This window comes from Variovorax durovernensis, assembly GCF_977011995.1.
Window position 1 is genome coordinate 627,834 of sequence record NZ_CDRNCW010000002.1, and the last position, 17,160, is coordinate 644,993.

General features: G+C 63.1%; 13 protein-coding genes and 4 pseudogenes. 6 read left to right on the forward strand and 11 right to left on the reverse strand.

The genetic code is table 11. From position 1 onward, the window contains the following. Window positions 1-41 precede the first annotated feature (41 nt). The 4 genes and pseudogenes from ACWV14_RS34965 to istB all read left to right on the forward strand — a co-directional run. Window positions 42-203: pseudogene (locus ACWV14_RS34965) on the forward strand (LysR family transcriptional regulator); the annotation flags it as partial. Window positions 204-329: 126 nt separating this feature from the next. Continuing rightward, window positions 330-2,798 (forward strand): annotated as a pseudogene (locus ACWV14_RS34970) (Tn3-like element IS1071 family transposase); the annotation flags it as partial. 105 nt (window positions 2,799-2,903) lie between these two features. Then, entirely contained in the window at window positions 2,904-4,493 is a 1,590-nt protein-coding gene (istA, locus tag ACWV14_RS34975) for an IS21 family transposase (RefSeq protein WP_454901620.1), read from the forward strand. Next, window positions 4,483-5,286, forward strand: coding sequence for an IS21-like element helper ATPase IstB (gene istB / locus ACWV14_RS34980; RefSeq protein ID WP_454901618.1), 804 nt, complete (start codon window positions 4,483-4,485; stop codon window positions 5,284-5,286). The genes istA and istB overlap by 11 nt, the downstream gene beginning before the upstream one ends. 72 nt (window positions 5,287-5,358) lie before the next feature. Here istB and ACWV14_RS34985 read toward each other — a convergent pair. The 8 genes and pseudogenes from ACWV14_RS34985 to merT form a co-directional block, all read right to left on the reverse strand. Beyond that, a pseudogene (locus tag ACWV14_RS34985) lies at window positions 5,359-8,055 on the reverse strand (Tn3 family transposase); the annotation flags it as partial. Between the two features lie 2 nt (window positions 8,056-8,057). Then, complete coding sequence (locus tag ACWV14_RS34990; protein ID WP_003124096.1) at window positions 8,058-8,618, reverse strand: recombinase family protein; 561 nt, start codon at window positions 8,616-8,618, stop codon at window positions 8,058-8,060. Between the two features lie 130 nt (window positions 8,619-8,748). Beyond that, window positions 8,749-9,738 carry a DUF3330 domain-containing protein gene (locus ACWV14_RS34995; protein WP_003132006.1) on the reverse strand — a complete coding sequence of 330 codons (990 nt, stop codon included), beginning with the start codon at window positions 9,736-9,738 and terminating at the stop codon, window positions 8,749-8,751. Then, window positions 9,735-9,971, reverse strand: coding sequence for a broad-spectrum mercury transporter MerE (gene merE, locus ACWV14_RS35000; RefSeq protein ID WP_003132004.1), 237 nt, complete (start codon window positions 9,969-9,971; stop codon window positions 9,735-9,737). The genes ACWV14_RS34995 and merE overlap by 4 nt, the downstream gene beginning before the upstream one ends. Beyond that, on the reverse strand, window positions 9,968-10,333 hold the full coding sequence (gene merD, locus ACWV14_RS35005; protein WP_000995360.1) for a mercury resistance co-regulator MerD: 366 nt from the start codon (window positions 10,331-10,333) through the stop codon (window positions 9,968-9,970). Before merD ends, merE begins: the two co-directional genes overlap by 4 nt. Before the next feature lie 17 nt (window positions 10,334-10,350). After that, entirely contained in the window at window positions 10,351-12,036 is a 1,686-nt protein-coding gene (gene merA / locus ACWV14_RS35010) for a mercury(II) reductase (protein WP_003158917.1), read from the reverse strand. Window positions 12,037-12,107: 71 nt separating this feature from the next. Beyond that, window positions 12,108-12,383 carry a mercury resistance system periplasmic binding protein MerP gene (gene merP, locus ACWV14_RS35015; protein WP_003131987.1) on the reverse strand — a complete coding sequence of 92 codons (276 nt, stop codon included), beginning with the start codon at window positions 12,381-12,383 and terminating at the stop codon, window positions 12,108-12,110. 12 nt (window positions 12,384-12,395) lie between these two features. Beyond that, entirely contained in the window at window positions 12,396-12,746 is a 351-nt protein-coding gene (gene merT / locus ACWV14_RS35020) for a mercuric ion transporter MerT (RefSeq protein ID WP_003131974.1), read from the reverse strand. Between the two features lie 71 nt (window positions 12,747-12,817). Here merT and ACWV14_RS35025 point away from each other — a divergent pair, with 71 nt between their 5' ends. After that, the gene (locus tag ACWV14_RS35025) at window positions 12,818-13,252 is read left to right on the forward strand and encodes a mercury resistance transcriptional regulator MerR (protein ID WP_003131969.1); all 435 of its coding nucleotides are present in this window, start codon (window positions 12,818-12,820) and stop codon (window positions 13,250-13,252) included. Window positions 13,253-13,436: 184 nt separating this feature from the next. Here ACWV14_RS35025 and ACWV14_RS35030 read toward each other — a convergent pair. Together ACWV14_RS35030 and ACWV14_RS35035 are read right to left on the reverse strand one after the other, a co-directional pair. Beyond that, window positions 13,437-13,940 (reverse strand): annotated as a pseudogene (locus tag ACWV14_RS35030) (TRAP transporter large permease subunit); the annotation flags it as partial. After that, complete coding sequence (locus ACWV14_RS35035; protein WP_454908430.1) at window positions 13,919-15,274, reverse strand: M20 metallopeptidase family protein; 1,356 nt, start codon at window positions 15,272-15,274, stop codon at window positions 13,919-13,921. The gene ACWV14_RS35035 and the pseudogene ACWV14_RS35030, both read right to left, overlap by 22 nt. 339 nt (window positions 15,275-15,613) lie before the next feature. Here ACWV14_RS35035 and ACWV14_RS35040 point away from each other — a divergent pair, with 339 nt between their 5' ends. Next, the gene (locus ACWV14_RS35040; protein WP_454908824.1) at window positions 15,614-16,543 is read left to right on the forward strand and encodes a LysR family transcriptional regulator; all 930 of its coding nucleotides are present in this window, start codon (window positions 15,614-15,616) and stop codon (window positions 16,541-16,543) included. 119 nt (window positions 16,544-16,662) lie between these two features. Here ACWV14_RS35040 and ACWV14_RS35045 read toward each other — a convergent pair whose 3' ends face one another. Further along, window positions 16,663-17,094: a VOC family protein gene (locus tag ACWV14_RS35045; RefSeq protein ID WP_454908431.1), complete on the reverse strand. Its 432-nt coding sequence runs from the start codon at window positions 17,092-17,094 to the stop codon at window positions 16,663-16,665. Window positions 17,095-17,160: the final 66 nt, after the last annotated feature.

Sequence of the window (17,160 nt, forward strand, 5' to 3'; positions counted from 1 at the left end):
CTGCATGCAGATATGCTGGAGGCTCATTTCTTCGCGAACGCATGAGACGACACCTGCCATCCACCCAGGCGCTCACCTGTTTCGAGGCGGCGGCCCGCCACCAGAGCTTCACCCGGGCGGCCCAGGAACTGGCCCTCACGCAGGGTGCCGTCTCGAGGCAGGTGGCCGCGCTCGAATCCTTCGTGGGGTCTCCTCGTTTTCAGTGCAATAAGTGACGGTACGCAAAGCTAGCACTGGCGCGGGGGTGGTCTGGGTAGACCGTTGATTTCATTGACTTTCCTGTTCGCTTTGTAAACGGGTATGGTGGCCTCCCACTTTTGAGGTTCACGATGCAGGGTTGGCACACAACGTTTTTGGGGATGCGTGGGCTCCCCCGCGATATCAGCGACTTCGAGATGAAGGCATTTTTCACCTTCGATGGTGCCGAGCGCGACGCAATCAATGCACGCCGAGGTGATTCCCACAAGCTTGGTCTGGCGCTCCATATTGGTTTCCTGCGCATGAGTGGGCGTTTGCTCGGTGCCTTTCGGGTAATTCCAGTAGCCTTGTGGCGCCACCTTGGCAACGAGCTTGGCATTGCAGCACCAGAAGTCGCCTCGCTGAGAGCCATGTATGAACGCGGGCGCACGCTATTCGATCACCAACAAGTAGCCTGCACGGTCCTTGGATTCCAGTGGATGAGCGAGCACCAGCGCCGCTCACTGGTACGTGAACTGCGCGACGAAGTGGCGCGCTGCGCCGACCGCGATCAGCTACTCGTGCGGGCGCGTCAATGGCTGTACAAGAACAAGCTGGTGATCGTGCACGAGCGGGCAATTCGGACACTGATTGCGGCGGCACTTGCCCAGCTTGAAGTTGAAACAGGCACCGCCATCGCCGCCAGCGTTGATCCAGCAACACTTGATCGCTGGCGAGCCTCAGTTTCAGAGCTGCGCCCAGATGGACAAACCCAGCAGAGTTGGCTATGGGCTGCACCGGCGAAACACTCAACCCGCCAAATCAGCGAGGTACTGGAGCGCATCGACCTGCTTTACACGCTGGACGTTCATAAGCACCTGGCAGACATCCCCGATCTCATCTTGCGCCGCTACGCGCGCCGACTTGTCTCCAGGCCGCCCTCAGCCGGAGCCAAGATCAAAGAGCCAGCGCGCACCGTGGAGGTCGCATGCTTTCTTCGGTATTGCCTGTTCACCACCACAGACCAGTTGATCCTTATGGTGCAGCGCCGGATCGCCGATCTGTGGCGTCAGGCTGCCGCCGATGTCCCCGCTACCGTCAATTGGGCCGCAATGTACAAAACGCTGCTCGGCGAACTTGTTGCCTTGAGCGCGCAAGGTGCGGTGCCAGATGCTGAGTTGCGTGCCCGTCTTGAAGCCTTGATCACCGAAACCCAGAAACGCAAACCACCGAGCAGGGCCTCCCTGGTCCGCGAGGGATTGATTGATGGAATTCGCCCCGTGCGGTCGTTGCTCGTCGCCATTGCAAAGCTGCCCTGGCAGGCCACCGGCGAGCATCCTGCCATCGAGTACCTTGCCAAGCTGCAAGCTTTATATCTCAAAGGATCCAGAAAGCTGCCAGTTGAAGTGGTGGCACCAAGTCTGGGAATGATCTGGCAGGTTTCGATCTCCAGCCCAGACCGGGAACGGGCGTTTCAGGCGTTGGAGGTGGCCACCCTGTTTGCCCTGCGCCGCGCGGTGCGCAATGGCTCGGTCTGGATTGAGCACAGCCTGAGCTTTCGGGGTCGTGCGCGCTTGTTCTTCACGGACGAGCGTTGGCAGGCAGAGTCCAAGAAACACTATGCCCGTCTATCGTTACCCAGCAAGGCTGCCACTTTCTTGAAGCCTTTGCTGGCCAGAGTAACTGCCGGTGTCGATGCGGTGGCCGCTGCAGCCCGCAGTGGCGTACTGCGCGTGGATGATGAACTCCATTTGTCGCCATTGCCCGCAGAGGACGAAGACCCAGAAGTGACCAAGCTGCGCGCGGCTTTGGATCACCGCATCGGTGAGGTTCAATTGCCGGAAGTGATTCTGGCCGTTGACGCCCAGGTGCGCTTTAGCTGGATCATGCTCGGACGTGAGCCGCGCTCTACCGACGAGCTGCTGATGGTCTATGCCGGCATCATGGCCCACGGCACCAGTCTGACTGCGGTCGAATGCGCGCGCATGATTCCGCAATTGTCTGCCACCAGCATTCGCCAGGCCATGCGCTGGGCGCGGGACGAACGGCGTCTGAGCCAGGCCTGCCAGGCTGTGCTGGAATTCATGCAGCGACACCCGATTGCCGCCACCTGGGGGCGGTCCGATTTGGCATCTTCTGACATGATGACCATGGAGACCACCAAACGGGTGTGGCAAGCCCGGCTTGATCCTCGGCGCAACACACCTTCCATTGGAATCTACTCCCATGTAAAAGACCGGTGGGGCATCTTCCATGCGCAGCCCTTTGTGCTCAATGAGCGCCAGGCGGGCGTGGCCATTGAAGGTGTCATCCGCCAAGAAAAGCTGGAGACCAGCCAGCTTGCTGTGGATACCCATGGCTACACCGACTTTGCCATGTCACATGCCCGTTTGCTTGGTTTTGATCTTTGCCCGCGGTTGAAGGAACTCAAACAGCGCCACCTCTTTGTGCCACGCGGCACCAAAGTGCCCGCAGAAATCGCTGCGGTGTGCGAAGCCAATGTCGACGTCGCTTTGATCGAAAAGCATTGGGATAGTCTGGTGCACCTGGCAGCCTCGGTCATGAGCGGACATGCCAGTGCGGTGGCAGCTCTTGCGCGGTTCGGTTCTGCCGCCCAGGGCTGTTGATTTCCATCCAGAAGTGACCCACTTGGCCCGGTGATTTCCATCTAAATCTGACCCACGTGATAACCCTAACCTGCTGCTTTTAGCAGCAGGAGCACAGGAGTGATTGACGTGGCGACACTGAGTGTCATCAGGCGTTGGGCACTGCGAGAGCAACTGTCCATCCGAGAGATAGCCCGGCGCACGGGCTTGTCTCGCAACACCATCCGCAAGTACCTTCGCGAGGGCGAGGCGGCGCCCAGCTACGCGAAGCGCATCAGCCCGAGCAAGCTCGACGCGTTCGCCGAGAAGCTCGGCGGCTGGCTCAAGAGCGAGGCGTCTAAGTCACGCAAGCAGCGGCGCACGCTCAAGCAGATGCACGCCGATCTGGTGGCGCTGGGCTACCAGGGCTCCTACAACCGCGTGGCGGCCTTTGCACGAGCGTGGCATGCGCATCTCCACGAGGTCCAGCAGACGACCGGGCGCGGCACCTTCGTGCCTCTGGCCTTCGGTCCCGGCGAGGCATTCCAGTTCGACTGGAGCGAGGACTGGGCCGTCATCGCTGGTGAACGCACCAAGCTGCAGGTGGCGCACTTCAAGCTCAGCCACAGCCGTGCGTTCATCGTGCGCGCCTACCTGTTGCAGACCCACGAGATGCTGTTCGATGCGCACAACCGGGCCTTCGAGGTACTCGGGGGCGTGCCTCGGCGCGGCATCTACGACAACATGAAGACCGCCGTGGACAAGGTACGCCGCGGCAAGGAGCGCGACATCAACGCGCGCTTCAGCGCCATGGTCAGTCACTACCTGTTCGAGGCCGAGTTCTGCAACCCGGCCTCGGGCTGGGAGAAGGGCCAGGTCGAGAAGAACGTGCGTGATGCGCGCCACCGGTTGTGGCAACCTGTGCCGGCGTTCGCCACGCTGGCGCTGCTCAACGACTGGCTGGAGGACCGCTGCAAGGCGCTGTGGGGCGAGATCGTCCACGGCAAGCTGCCAGGGACCGTAGCCGATGTCTGGGCGCAGGAACGGCCACTACTGTTGCAGATCCCCAGACCCTTCGATGGTTTCGTGGAACACACCAAGCGCGTCTCGCCCACCTGCCTGGTGCACTTCGAGCGCAACCGTTACAGCGTTCCGGCCTCCTACGCGAACCGGCCAGTGAGCCTGCGCGTGTACGCCGAACGCCTCGTCGTGGCGGCCGAGGGCCAGATCGTGTGCGAGCACACGCGCATCATTGACCGTCGCCACGACACCGCAGGTCAGACCGTCTACGACTGGAGGCACTACCTGGCAGTGCTGCAACGCAAGCCAGGAGCGCTCAGGAACGGAGCGCCCTTCAGCGAGCTGCCGCAGGGCTTCCGGCGGCTGCAGGCCGCGCTGCTGAAGCAGCCAGGCGGAGACCGCGAGATGGTGGAGATCCTGGCGCTGGTGCTGCACCACGACGAGCAGGCAGTGCTGACCGCGGTCGAACTGGCGCTGGAAGCCGGCGTGGCCAGCAAGACTCATGTGCTGAATGTGCTGCACCGACTGCTCGATGCCAAGCCCATTGCGCCGGCGCCTGTCACGGCACCGCAGGCACTGCGCCTGATGAACGAGCCGAAGGCCGATGTGCTGCGCTACGACACGCTCCGGGGGCGTGCCAGCGCTGCTGGCGGCCTGCGCGGGCCGCTGAACTCCAAGTCGAGTAGCCAGGAGGTGCGCCATGCGACATGACCCTGCCAGCGGCGCCATCGTGATCATGCTGCGCGAACTCAAGATGCACGGCATGGCCCAGGCCGTCGCGGAGCTGGCCGAGCAGGGATCGCCGGCCTTCGAGGCGGCCCAACCGATGCTCTCGCAGTTGCTAAAGGCAGAGACAGCCGAGCGGGAGGTACGCTCGGTGGCCTACCAGTTGAAGCTCGCTCGCTTCCCAGCCTATCGCGATCTCGCTGGCTTCGACTTCGCCAACAGCGAGGTCAACGAGGCGCTGGTGCGTCAGCTACACCGATGCGAGTTCATGGACGATGCGCAGAACGTGGTGCTCGTGGGCGGTCCGGGCACCGGCAAGACCCACATCGCCACGGCGCTGGGCGTGCAGGCCATCGAGCACCAACACCGCCGGGTGCGCTTCTTCTCGACGGTAGAACTGGTCAACGCACTCGAGCAAGAGAAGGCCAGTGGCAATCCCGGCCACATCGCGCACCGACTGATGTACGCGGACATGGTGGTGCTCGATGAACTGGGCTACCTGCCGTTCAGCGCATCAGGTGGCGCGCTGTTGTTCCATCTGCTGTCCAAACTCTACGAACGCACGAGCGTGGTGATCACAACCAACTTGAGCTTCAGCGAGTGGGCCAGCGTCTTCGGCGACGCGAAGATGACGACGGCGTTGCTGGACCGGCTCACGCATCACTGCCATATTCTGGAGACCGGAAACGACAGCTTCCGCTTCAAGCACAGCTCGGCTCAACCCGTTCAAGCAGTCCAACCTAAAAAGGAGAAAGCCAAGAACTTATCCACACCGTGAGCCGGCTGGCTCGCAAAGAGGGTGGGTCAATATTCGATGGAAATCGCGGGTCAGGATTCCATGGAACTCAACACCCAGACGGTTGAAGAATACGGCGCGGGCCAGCGCGTTGCGCGCTTCGCCCTTGTTCAGTCCAGCGTGGACGCGGCGGCGCAGCTCCACGCTTTGCAACCAGTCCAGGATGAACAGCGTGCGTTCGATGCGCCCCAGCTCGCGCAGGGCGATGGCTAAGCCGTTCTGGCGCGGATAGCTGCCGAGTTTCCGAAGCATCAGCGAGGCTGTCACCGTGCCCTGCTTGATCGAGGTCGCCAGCCGCAGAATTTCATCCCAGTGGGCACGAATAGCCTTGATGTTCAGCCTGTCGCTGCTAATCATCGGTTTGAGCGCGTCATAGGCGGTATCCCCCTTGGGGATGAACAGCTTGGTGTCGCCCAGGTCACGGATGCGCGGCGCAAAGCGGAAGCCCAGGAGGTGCATCAGGGCGAAGACGTGATCGGTGAAGCCCGCCGTGTCGGTGTAATGCTCCTCGATCCGCAAGTCGGACTCGTGGTACAGCAGGCCGTCGAGCACGTAGGTCGAATCGCGCACGCCGACGTTCACGACCTTGGTGTGAAATGGCGCGTACTGGTCAGAAATGTGGGTGTAGAACGTCCGCCCTGGGCTGCTCCCGTATTTCGGGTTGATGTGGCCGGTGCTCTCGGCCTTGCTGCCGGTGCGGAAGTTCTGGCCGTCCGACGATGAGGTGGTGCCGTCGCCCCAGTGCTCGGCGAAGGGATGGCGGAACTGTGCGTTGACCAGATCGGCCAGCGCCGCCCCGTAGGTTTCGTCGCGGATGTGCCAGGCTTGCAGCCAAGCCAGCTTGGCGTAGGTCGTGCCGGGGCAAGACTCCGCCATCTTGGTCAGGCCCAGGTTGATCGCGTCGGCGAGGATCGTGGTCAGCAACAGGTTCTTGTCTTTGGCCGGGTCGCCCGATTTCAGATGCGCGAAATGCCGAGTGAAGCCCGTCCATTCGTCCACCTCCAGCAGCAGTTCGGTGATCTTGACGTGCGGCAGGATCATTGCCGTCTGGTCGATCAGCGCTTGGGCGGTGTCGGGTACCGCCGCGTCGAGCGGCGTGATCTTCAAGCCTGACTCGGTGATGATGGCGTCCGGCAGCTCGTTGGCCGTCGCCATACGGTTGACGGTGGCAAGCTGTGTTTCCAGCAGCGTCAGCCGGTCGTTCAGGTACCGGTTGCAGTCGGTGGCCACGGCCAGCGGCAATTCGCTGGCCTGCTTGAGGCTGGCGAATTTCGCGGGCGGCACCAGGTAGTCCTCGAAGTCCTTGAACTGGCGCGACCCCTGCACCCAGATGTCGCCGGAACGCAACGCGTTCTTCATCTCCGACAGCGCGCACAGTTCGTAGTAGCGCCGGTCGATGCCGGTGTCGGTCATGACCAGCTTCTGCCAGCGCGGCTTGATGAACTCGGTCGGCGCGTCGGCGGGCACCTTGCGGGCGTTGTCGCTGTTCATGCCGCGCAGCACCTCGATGGCGTCGAGCACGTCCTTCGCGGCGGGAGCGGCCCGCAGCTTGAGCACGGCAAGGAATTCCGGCGCGTAGCGGCGCAGCGTGGCGTAGCTTTCGCCGATGCGGTGCAGGAAATCGAAGTCCTCGGGCTGCGCAAGCTTCTGCGCTTCGGTGACGCTCTCGGCGAAGGCATCCCAGGACATGACGGCCTCGATGGCGGCGAACGGATCGCGGCCCGCCTGCTTGGCCTCGATCAGCGCCTGGCCGATGCGGCCGAACAACCGCACCTTGGCGTTGATCGCCTTGCCGGACGCCTGGAATTGCTGCTGATGCTTGTTCTTGGCGGCGTTGAACAGCTTGCCCAGGATGCGGTCGTGCAGGTCGATGATTTCGTCGGTGACGGTGGCCATGCCCTCGATGGCAAGCGCCACCAGGGTGGCATAGCGTCGCTGCGCCTCGAACTTGGCCAGGTCGGCGGGCGTCATCTGGCCACCCTCACGGGCGATCTTGAGCAGGCGGTTCTGGTGCACCGACCGCTCGATGCCAGAAGGCAGGTCGAGCGCCTGCCACGCTTTGAGGCGTTCGATGTGTTCCAGCATGTGCCGCGAATTCGGTTTGACGGGCGATTGGCGCAGCCAGGCCAGCCAGGTCGTTTTGCCGTTGTCCCGACGCTTGAGCAGATCGTCGAGGCGGCGGCGATGCGCGTCCGACAGCGGTTCGGCCAAGGCATCGTAGATGCGCCGGTTGGCGCGGGTGATTGCTTCGGCGCTCGCCCGCTCGACGGCGTTGAGGGCAGGCAGAATGACCGACTGCTGCCGCAGGTGCTCGATCAAGGTGCTGGCCAGCACGATGCCCTTGTCGGTCTGCAAGGCCATCTCGGTCAGCAACTGGACGGCCTGCCGGTAGTGGCCCATGGTAAAGGGCTGGAAGCCGAACACCGTTTGCAGTTCGACCAGGTGCTCGCGCCGGGTCTGCTCCCGCTGCCCGTATTCGTCCCAGCTTTCGACGCTGACCTTGAGCTGGTCGGCGACCAGTTTCAACAAGGGCGGAAACGGCGGCTCATCGACGCCCAGGATGACACCAGGAAAGCGCAGGTAACAGAGCTGCACGGCGAAGCCCAGCCGGTTGGCCGGGCCGCGCCGCTGCCGGATGATGGAGAGGTCGGTTTCGCTGAACGTGTAGTGACGGATCAACTCATCCTTGGTGTCCGGCAACGCCAGCAGGCTTTCGCGCTCGGCGGCGGACAGGATTGAACGACGTGGCATATTTACTGATCCGTTCTCAAGTATTGATACAGGGTTTCGCGACTGATTCCGAATTCACGAGCCAGCTTGGTCTTTTGCTCGCCAGCCTCGACACGTTGGCGCAGTTCGGCAATACGCTCAGACGACAGGGATTTCTTCCTGCCACGGTAGGCCCCGCGCTGCTTGGCGAGCGCGATGCCCTCGCGCTGCCGCTCGCGGATCAAGGCGCGTTCGAACTCGGCGAACGCGCCCATTACCGACAGCATCAGGTTCGCCATCGGCGAGTCCTCGCCGGTGAAGGTCAAATGCTCCTTAAGGAACTCGATGCGTACGCCGCGCTGGGTGAGGCCCTGCACCAGGCGGCGCAGGTCGTCGAGGTTGCGCGCCAGACGATCCATGCTGTGCACCACGACCGTGTCGCCTTCGCGCACGAAGGCGAGCAGCCGTTCCAGTTCGGGCCGCCGTGTGTCCTTGCCCGACGCCTTGTCGGTGAACACTTTATCCACCTGGATCTGTTCGAGCTGCCGTTCTGGGTTCTGGTCGAAGCTGCTGACGCGGACGTAACCGATGCGCTGACCGTGCAAGGTATCCTCCTGAGGGAAATGTGTCAGGAAGAAATCTATGACCCTTGACGGCGCATGTCAATCAATTCGGAAGGCAACTCTATTCTGACGATTTAGCGCCGGATGGTCTGACGCCAAGTTAGGGTATGCCTCAATCTGACGGTAGCGAGTCGCAGGCGTTCGGATCGGCATCGGTTTCGTTCCCTGTCTTGGCACGCGCTTCGAAGCGTTGATAACACTCCAACCCGCAGAAGTGCTCGACGTATTCCGCGCCTTCCGGGGTGAAGGCGGCATCGAGCGGGATTTCCTTGCAGCACACGCAGCAACTGGTGGTGGTCGAGTCACTTGCATTCATGGTGGCACCCCTCCATTGACTGACGAAGACGGCGAATGCCGCCGCCGGCATTGGCTTCGCGAACAGGAAGCCTTGTCCTGTGTCGCAGTCCGCTTGTCGCAATAGATCAAGACTCGCCGATGTTTCCACGCCTTCAGCCACCACATCCATGCCCAGCCCGTGCGCAAGCTGAATCACGGTGTGCACGATGGTTTGGTCGCGGCGGTCGTTGGCGAGCCCGGCGACAAACGATTGGTCGATCTTGAGCGTGCTGATTGGGCAGCACTTCAGATGTTGCAGACAGGAATACCCCGTCCCGAAGTCATCGGCGGCGAAGCGCACACCGATCTGCCGCAAGGCGTCCAGGGCGGGGAAGATCGCCGGATCACCAAACGCGACCGATTCGGTCAGCTCGATTTCGAGATACTCGGCGGGCAACTCGGCATCAGCCAGCACGCCCTTTACCCACCCGTCGAAGTCCGGTCCCACTTGGCTCGCCGAAACATTGACGGCCAGCCGGAACGGTCGCCATGCCAGCATTCGCCAGTCACGCATCTGGCGGCAGGCTTCGCCCAGCACCCAAGCGCCGATTTCAGGCATCAGGCCGGACGATTCGACCACGGGCAGGAACTGGCCCGGTGGCAATAGTCCAAGCGTCGGATGACGCCAGCGCAACAGGGCTTCCGCGCCGACAATCCCACCACTGCGCAGATCGACGACGGGCTGGTAGTGCAGTTCAAGCTGCCCGCGCTCGACCGCTTGGGCCAGTTCCGGCGTCGTCCATCCATCCGGCCGGAAAGCGCTCATTCTCTTTCCCTGAATGCCCGCAACGCCCGCGACAGGGACAGAAGGAACAGGCCGGTCAAACCGAGCGCCGCGATGACCCAATGCTCGCCGAGGAAAGCACCGGCGGTTGTGCCGGCCAGCACGACAGCGAGGATGGGCAGGTGGCAGGGGCAAGTCAGCACAGCCAGTCCGCCCCACAGGTAGCCGGTGATCGGTTTGTGCGTCTCGGACGGCAAGCGCTCGGGGTTGTTCATGGCAGACTCTCCGCGTGCTGTGCCGGCTCGGTCGGCAGGGTGGCCAACTGCACTTCCAGATCGGCCAACGCTTCGCGCCGACGCTCGACGAACTGACGCAGCAGGGCAAGCTGCGCGGCCGCTTCGTCGCCGTCCGCCGCATCCAGCGCCCGGCACAGCCGCGCCAGCGCGTCGAGGCCGATGCCCGCCTCGAAGGCCGCCCGCACGAAGCACAGCCGTTGCAAGGCGGCGTCATCGAACAAGCCGTAGCCGCCTGGTGTGCACGCCACCGGGCGCAGCAATCCGCGCAGCAGGTAGTCGCGCACGATATGCACGCTCACCCCGGCATCAAGAGCCAGCCGGGACACCGTGTAGGCGTTCATTGAACACCTCCTTTTTCTCACCCGGCGCAGCAGGAAAGCTGCTTCACATCCTTGTTGAAGGTCTGCGCCGCGAGCTTCAACCCCTCGACCATCGTCAGGTAGGGGAACAACTGGTCGGCCAGTTCCTGCACCGTCATGCGGTTGCGAATGGCCAGAGCCGCCGTCTGGATCAGTTCACCCGCTTCCGGCGCGACCGCCTGTACGCCGATCAGCCGATGGCTGCCTTCCTCGATAACCAACTTGATGAAGCCGCGTGTGTCGAAGTTGGCGAGCGCACGCGGCACGTTGTCCAAGGTCAAGGTGCGGCTGTCGGTCTCGATCCCGTCGTGGTGGGCTTCCGCCTCGCTGTAGCCCACGGTCGCCACTTGCGGATCGGTGAACACCACGGCCGGCATTGCGGTCAGGTCGAGCGCCGCATCGCCGCCGGTCATGTTGATCGCGGCACGGGTGCCGGCCGCTGCCGCCACATAGACGAACTGCGGCTGGTCGGTGCAGTCGCCGGCCGCGTAGATGTTCGGGTTGCTCGTGCGCATGCCTTGGTCGATGGCGATGGCACCTTGCGCATTGACAGTGACCCCCGCTGCGTCCAGCGCGAGGCTGCGCGTGTTCGGTGTCCGACCGGTGGCAACCAGCAGTTTGTCGGCGCGCAATTCACCGTGCGTGGTGGTCAGCACGAATTCACCGTCCATATGGGCGACCTGGCTGGCTTGCGTGTGCTCCAGCACCTCGATGCCCTCGGCACGGAAAGCGGCTGTCACCGCCTCGCCGATGGCCGGGTCTTCACGGAAGAACAAGGTATTGCGCGCCAGGACCGTGACCTTGCTGCCCAGCCGGGCAAAGGCTTGCGCCAGCTCCAGCGCCACCACCGACGAGCCGATTACGGCAAGGCGTTCGGGAATGGTGTCGCTCGCCAGGGCCTCGGTGGAAGTCCAGTAGGGTGACTCTTTCAAGCCCGGAATCGGCGGGACCGCCGGGCTGGCACCCGTGGCGACCAGGCAGCGGTCGAACATCACGACGCGCTCGCCACCCTCGTTCAAACGGACGGTAAGGCTCTGGTCGTCCTTGAAGCGCGCCTCACCGTGCACAACGGTGATGGCCGGATTACCGCCCAGGATGCCTTCGTACTTGGCGTGCCGCAGTTCGTCGACGCGGGCCTGCTGCTGGGCCAGCAGCTTACTGCGGTCAATCGTAGGCACAGTTGCCGCAATACCGCCATCGAACGGGCTTTCCCGGCGCAGATGGGCGATGTGGGCGGCGCGGATCATGATCTTGGACGGCACACAGCCGACATTGACGCAGGTGCCGCCGATGGTGCCGCGCTCGATCAGCGTGACCTGCGCGCCTTGCTCGACGGCTTTCAGCGCCGCCGCCATCGCGGCTCCACCGCTGCCAATGACCGCTACCTGCACCGGGGGCTCGTTGCCACTGTGCTTTTCGGCGGCGGCCATCCATCCCCGCACCTTGTCGAGCAGTCCGACGCGGTTGTCCGCCAGTGGCGCATCGGCTAGCGTTGCCTTGTAGCCCAGTCCGGCCACGGCGGCAGTCAGCGCGTCCGGCGATGTGCCCGGCACGATGGCGAGTTGCGCTGTGCCCTTCGGATAGGACACCAGCGCCGACTGCACGCCTGGCACTTTTTCCAGCGCTTCCTTGACGTGCGCCGCGCACGAGTCGCAAGTCATGCCGGTGATTTTTAGATGGGTCATGCAACAGATCCTTTATCGTTTGTGGCGCCAGACAATGACGTCCGTTGTGCTGCGGTGCCGTTTTCAGTGACTCACTGCTTGACGCTGGACGGATAGCCCGCGTCTGCGGTTGCCTTGGTCAGCTTCTGCACGCTGGTCTTGGCATCGTCGAAGGTGACGACCGCTTGGCGTGTCTCGAAAGTCACGTCAACTTTGCTGACGCCTTCGACCTTGGAAATCGCCTTCTTGACAGTGATCGGGCAGGCGGAGCAGGTCATGCCCGGTACGGACAGCGTGACGGTCTGGGTGGCGGCCCAGACGGGGGCAACAACGGCGGCGAGGGCGAGGGAGGCAAACAGTTTCTTCATGGTGAACTCCGATCAGTAGAAAAATGGCATGACGTAGGGAAATCCGAGCGCGACCAGAACCAGCGCGGCCACGATCCAGAAAATGAGCTTGTAAGTAGCTCGCACTTGGGGAATCGCGCAGACCTCACCCGGTTTGCAGGCCGCTGCCTGCCGGTAGATGCGCCGCCAGGCGAAGAACAACGCCACCAGCGCCACGCCGATAAAGATGGGGCGATAGGGTTCCAACACCGCCAAGTTGCCGATCCAAGCGCCGCTGAACCCCAAGGCGATCAGAACCAACGGCCCGAGGCAGCAAGCCGAGGCGAGGATGGCGGCAAGCCCTCCAGTGAAGAGCGCGCCGCGCCCGGTTTTTGGTTCAGACATGCGCTTGTCCTTTCGAATTGAAATTGGATAGCGTAACCTTACTTCCGTACTCATGTACGGAGTCAAGCGATATGGAAAACAATTTGGAGAACCTGACCATTGGCGTTTTCGCCAAGGCGGCCGGGGTCAATGTGGAGACCATCCGTTTCTATCAGCGCAAGGGCTTGTTGCTGGAGCCTGACAAGCCCTATGGCAGCATCCGCCGCTATGGCGAGGCGGATGTAACGCGGGTGCGCTTCGTGAAATCAGCCCAGCGGCTGGGCTTCAGCCTGGATGAGATCGCCGAGCTGCTGCGGCTGGAGGATGGCACCCATTGCGAGGAAGCCAGCAGTCTGGCCGAGCACAAGCTCAAGGACGTGCGCGAGAAAATGGCTGACCTGGCGCGCATGGAGGCCGTGCTGTCTGAGTTGGTGTGCGCCTGCCATGCGCGAAGGGGGAACGTTTCCTGCCCGCTGATCGCGTCACTACAGGGTGGAGCAAGCTTGGCAGGTTCGGCTATGCCTTAGCGTGCTTTATTTTCCGTTTTCTGAGACGACCCCTCGATGAACACGAAGTGCGAGTCCGCTTCCCCCTCTGCAAAGATTTCCACCCTGGCGCCGGGCACGTGTGTCGCCTCCCACCGCATGCCGCTGTGCGGCACCAGACTGCCCTCGCCGCCGATGAAAAGCGTCGGTCGGTCGATGCGCGGGAGACGATGCCGATGGTCGACACCTCGGTCGCCGTGGCCACGCCTTCGACGACCGCCGCGCGGATCACGAAAGGCAGTGCCAGCGCGGGCAGCGCCACCAGCGCCAGCTTCAACACCTGCCGCATCGCGGGCCGCACGACCAGGCTCAGGTCTTCGTGCCGATTGCGAACGTACACCACCACGCACAGCATCAGGCCCAGGACGACGGCAGGCAGCAGGCCGCCCGTGAACAGCGCTGCGATCGATACGCCCGTGACCGAGCCGATGGTGATGAGCACGAGGCCGGGCGGCACCGTCTCGGTCTGCGCACCGATGGCCGCGAGCAGTGCCACCAGTTCGCCCTCGGCGGCGCCGCGCTTCTTCATTTCCGGGAACAACGCGTGCGCGATGGCGGCCATGTCCGCCGCCTTCGAGCCCGAGATGCCCGTCCATGCGCCCGACGAGGAAGCTCGCTCTCGACCTAGAACGCCGCCGTCCGCAGTCCTCAGCGACTCCGAAAGCGCGCGTCGCCCAGCTGAGAAAGCGTCGAGGCGGTCAGTGCGCGAACGCCCACGCGCATCGCCGACTCGTCGATCTGGAACAACGGCGAGTGGTTCACCGGGCCGTCCTTGTCGCCCATCGGCGAAGCGCTCAGCATCCAGAACACCACCGGCACGCCGGTCGAGCCGAAGGCGCCGAAGTCTTCCGATCCCATGGAGGCAGGCATCTGGCTCACCTTCGCGGCGCCTCCGGCGGCAGCACCGAAAGCTGCTACCAGCGAGAGCGTGGCGTCCCGGTCGTTGACCAGCACCTCGTAGCCGTCTCCGCTGTCGATCTTCACGTCGGCCTGCACCCCGTAGCTGGCTGCGATGCCCGTGGCGCGGCGGCGGATTTCCTCCTGGGCGATCTTCTGGTTCGTCGTCGAGAGCGCGCGGATCGTGCCGGCGATCTCGGCCGTCTCGGGAAGCACATTGAAGCGGTTCCCGCTCTGCAGCATGCCGGTGGTCACGATCGTCTGCCCGCCGTCGATGGTCGGGTTGAGCCGGTGGCTCACGATGTTCTGCAGGCCCAGCACGGTCTCGGCCGCGGCCAGCATTGGCGTGTTGGAGGCCCAGGGCGCCGCGCCATGGCCGCCCGTGCCTTTGAACAGGATGCGGAACACGTCGATGCTGGCCAGCATCGGGCCCGGCCTGTAGCGGATCGCTCCGGAAGGCGCCTGGTTGCTGATGTGCTGGCCGAGAACGATGTCGACCTTGGGGTTGTCGAGCACGCCCTCGCGCACCATCTCCATGGCGCCGCTGGACTTGCCCAGGCCCGGGCCGATCTCCTCGGCCGGCTGGAAGATGAAGACCACCGTGCCGGCCAGCTGTTCGCGCAATGAAGACAGCACCTTGGCCGCGCCTAGCAGCATGGCGACGTGGGAGTCGTGCCCGCAAACGTGCGACACCGCGACAGGCTTGCCCAACCAGTCCGCCTTGGCCGTGGACTTGAAAGGCAGGTCGTTGCGCTCCTCCACGGGCAAGGCGTCCATGTCCGCCCGCAGCGCCACCACGGGCCCCGGGCGGCCGCCCCGCAGCACGGCCTTGATGCCCGTGCCGGCGATTCCCGTGCGTACCTCCAGGCCGGGCATGCCGGCGAGTGCCTGGGCGATGTATTTCGCGGTGCCTGCTTCCTGATAGGCCAGCTCGGGGTTCTGGTGAATGTGCCGGCGCCATTCGACAACCTGGGGCTGCACGTCGTCGGACAGCGACAGTGCCTGTGACAGCAGCGTGGATGCCGTCGCGGGCGCTGCATTCTGTGCATGCGCCGCCGTGAAATTGATTGCGAGTATGAAAGTGCCGACGTAGCGCCGAATGTTCATGATGCTTGAGAAAGTTGCCGTAAGGGTTGCGTCGATCATGCGTTGCAGGGGCCAGCCCCGGCGAGCACACGGCCGGCCTCTGCGATCCGGCGAATCTGCACGTCCACAGGCATAAAGTGTGCCGCCCGCGTAGGTGCGTTCGCGACGCAACGTGCAAAGCATCTTTTCACTTTCTGCAGCCTCGACCAGCAGGGCCCCTGAGGATGTTCCTTGGAATCGAAAAATTCGATTGATGCAGCATTTGCAGATGACTTCTCACGCCCTGATGCCACCTTGTGGTTCGATCGATCTGCTCGATGTGTAATTGACCTTTCTATCGATATTTGGGATGCTCATCTGGTGATCAGCGAGCTCAAGACCTTCATCGCGGTGTGCAAACACGGCACCTTCGCCGCTGCGGGAGACCGCATCGGGCTCACCCAGTCCGCTGTGAGCAGCCAGATCAGGCGACTCGAAGAGGCCTTGGGGTTTGAACTGTTCGATCGAACCGGACGCTCTGCCACTTTGAATGTTGCTGGCCAGACGACCCTGCCGCGCGCGGAAGAGATCTGTGCGTTATTCGCAAAACTTGGGGATCTTCCCGAAGACCACTCCACCCGGGGATTGCTGCGGATAGGTTCGATTGCCTCGGCTCAGCCAACGTTGCTGGCACGAGCACTCGAGAAGCTTCGCGCAGCCTTTCCCCTTGTACGCGTCCATGTGTCACCGGGCGTGTCGATGCGCCTGATGGATGATCTTGACGCCGGGAAGATCGATGCCGCGGTGATCATTCGTCCACCGTTCGGCATGCCTCCCGATCTGACGTGGCAAGCTTTGATACATGAGCCGTATGCGCTTGTAGTTCCCAAGGCTGCGCCTTCGACGAAAGACTGGCGCGCACTTCTCCAGCGGCAGCCGTTCCTGCGCTATGACCGAGCTTCCTTCGGCGGGCGGATGGTCGAGGGGTTTCTTCGCCGGGAGGGGATCTCGGTCAATGATGCGATCGAGATCGACGAAATCCCGGGATTGATCCACCTTGCTTCCAAGGGGCTGGGGGTTGCGCTGGTCCCGCTGGTCGAGGCGCACCTTCCTCTGCCGCCAGGAGTCCGTGTCGTTTCCCTTGGAAAGCAAACTTTCTATCGTGAGATTGGCCTGCTTCAGCGCAAGCCACGGGCCAGTCCACCGATCGTGGCGCACTTTGCGCAGCATCTGCGCGAGGCAGCCGACGCCCAGCCAGGCGACTCGCTCGAATCGAAGCGCCGGCGCGCAGACCGGCCCCGCGTGTCCTAGCAAGGACTCTGGAGGATTCCCAAAAAGTGTCCTGATGCCAGGCCAGCACAGGCGCCGGAGCAAGCGCGGTCCCAAGATGCCAGGGACAGGGCGGCCGGTTTCCTGATGCTGGTGGTCTCTCAGCGTGCGAACAGCGAGCCCAGGTCGGCAAAGGACTTCATCTCGATCGCGTTGCCCGACGGGTCGAGAAAGAACATCGTTGCCTGCTCGCCAGGCTCGCCCTTGAAGCGGACGTAAGGCTCGATCACGAACTTGGTCTGGCGCGCCACCAGTTTGTCGGCCATGAGTTGCCACTGGTCCATCGGCAGGATCGCGCCGAAATGCCGTACCGGCACGTCGTGGCCGTCCACGGCGCTGCTCTGACGGTGGCCACATTCGTCCGGCGCCAGGTGGGCCACGATCTGATGGCCGTAGAAATCGAAGTCGACCCATTCCGGCGCACTGCGACCTTCCGGGCACCCGAGCAGTTCGCCGTAGAAGGCACGGGCCTCAGCAATATCGCGGACAGGAAACGCCAGATGGAATGGGATGCGAGTAGTCGCGGTGGACATGAAATGTTCCCCAACGGGAGAGTTGCAGTAAGGGCAACTTTAAATACGGGCTTCAATGATCGAAAG